Origin of the sequence: Kistimonas scapharcae (assembly GCF_039540975.1) — a bacterium.
GTDB lineage: Bacteria > Pseudomonadota > Gammaproteobacteria > Pseudomonadales > Endozoicomonadaceae > Kistimonas > Kistimonas scapharcae.
Window position 1 is genome coordinate 1 of record NZ_BAABFL010000268.1, and the last position, 1,986, is coordinate 1,986.

Annotated in this window: 3 protein-coding genes; all 3 read left to right on the plus strand. The window is 46.4% G+C overall.

Going from position 1 to position 1,986, the window contains the following annotated elements:
• The coding region (locus ABD892_RS10925) for a hypothetical protein (protein WP_345195674.1) at positions 1–189 on the plus strand (189 nt) is incomplete at its 5' end.
• A gap of 25 nt (positions 190–214) precedes the next feature.
• Entirely contained in the window at positions 215–754 is a 540-nt protein-coding gene (locus ABD892_RS10930) for a VOC family protein (RefSeq protein ID WP_345195675.1), read from the plus strand.
• A 48-nt stretch (positions 755–802) separates the two neighbouring features.
• Positions 803–1,567, plus strand: coding sequence for an SDR family oxidoreductase (locus ABD892_RS10935; RefSeq protein WP_345195677.1), 765 nt, complete (start codon positions 803–805; stop codon positions 1,565–1,567).
• Positions 1,568–1,986 lie beyond the last annotated feature (419 nt).

Here is a 1,986-nt window from a genome sequence, read left to right on the forward strand (position 1 = left end):
AATCAGTGTTCAAGACTTACCAGAATGGGTGTTCAAGAGTTACCAGAATCGGTGTTCAAGTTGTGCCAGAATACGCAGCAGGACTGGAATTTATACGAAATCCCGATAATCACTATCCCATTAGAGGCACATATGAATAAAGGACTTATGGCCACCATTCAGTTGAATATGCCGTTGTGCAATTTTTGATTCAGCACTTATCAATGGAGTCATCATGGAATCATCCTATGGAGCCATGCCTGGACTGAAAGGCGTTGACCACGTTGGATTTACCGTACCCGACCTTGAACAGGCCGTCACTTTTTTCGAAACGGTTTTAGGCTGCCAGACAATATACAGACTGGGCCCCTTCAAAGATGATGATGGGGACTGGATGCGAGAACACCTGAACGTTGATCCAAGGGCTGAAATAACTGCCATTGCGATATTACGTTGTTACAACGGTAGTAATCTGGAAATTTTTGAGTACAACGCACCCAAACAACATTCAAGTCAACCGAAAAATAGCGATATCGGTGGCCATCATATTGCGTTTTACGTAACCGACATGAATAAGGCGGTACGCTATCTCCAAGAAAACGGAATCCCCCTGCTTGGAGAGCCGACTGTGATGGAAACAGGCCCGAGTGCCGGTGAGAGCTGGGTCTATTTTATGACACCTTGGGGCATGCAACTTGAACTTGTCAGTTACCCCCAAGGCAAAGCGTATGAAAAAACCACGTCCCTTCGGTTGTTTTCACCGGCTTTCAGCTAAACCAATGCCACTTAGCCCAATAGGGCTGACATTTCAAAGAATCGGATCATGAGTAATAAACTAGAAAATAAGGTTATTGCGATTACTGGCGGTTATACCGGTATTGGCCTGGAAACCGCTAAACTGTTTGCAGCGCAGGGTGCCAAAGTGGCTATTTTAGCGCGTTCGAAAGACAAGGTTGACTTCGCCTTAAACGAAATCGGTTCTAATGCTATCGGATTTGTGGGAGATGTACGAAACCTGGATAGCCTGGAAGCTTTCTTCAAAAATAGTGAAAATCAACTGGGCAGGATAGATGTTGTTTTTGCCAATGCCGGACTGAGCCAGCCGACTCCCATAGAACAAATTAACGAAGCCATTTTCGATTTACACGTTGACGTTAATTTTAAGGGGGCTTTTTTTACCGTTAAGGCTGCAATCCCTTATCTAAATAAAGGGGCATCAATAATCCTGACGTCTTCATGCCTGGATGAAATGGGAATGGCAGGCCTGTCTATTTACAGTGCCACCAAAGCGGCCGTTCGCTCTCTTGCCCGCTCACTCACACCAGAACTGAAAAAATACGATGCTCGCATCAACGTTTTAAGCCCTGGCCCAATTGTAACGGATATTGAGAAAAAAGCGGGGCTTTCAGACGCTGAGGTTGATGCTTACCGGGAAAAACTTGCAAGCAAACTGGCAGCCGGTCGTATGGGTCGTGTGGAAGAGATGGCATCCGTGGCTCTATTCCTTGCCTCAGAAGACTCCTCTTTTATGTACGGCGCAGAAATTCAGGCTGATGGCGGCATGAACCAGACTCGCTGGATAGAGTAATGCACACCAGGGGCAGGCCGTCGGTTTTCAGGCCTGCTCCAATGCTATATGAAACAACACATCAAAAACCACGTTAGACCACTTAAATAGCCAGAAGCTGATAAGCTTCACGCTGATCTTGTTGTCCTTCTGCCATATGGGATTTCAAACATTATTGGCTTCCCATGCGTTGGGTGGTGCTGCTAATGCATCGCTTGTGCATACCGATTCTCGATAGAAGCGGTATATTGCTCCGATTTTATCTGCCGCTTCTATGGCAAAAGTTAATATTGTTTATATCCATAGTGATGCTACTGAGCTTCAGGCGCTGATCTCTTCGAGGCTTTTCCGTAATTCATTTACCTGATTACCACTGTGGCTCAGCCAGCTTGAGAAGCCTTGCTGGCATGGGGCAGGTTCGCGCAGCCATGTAACCCAGC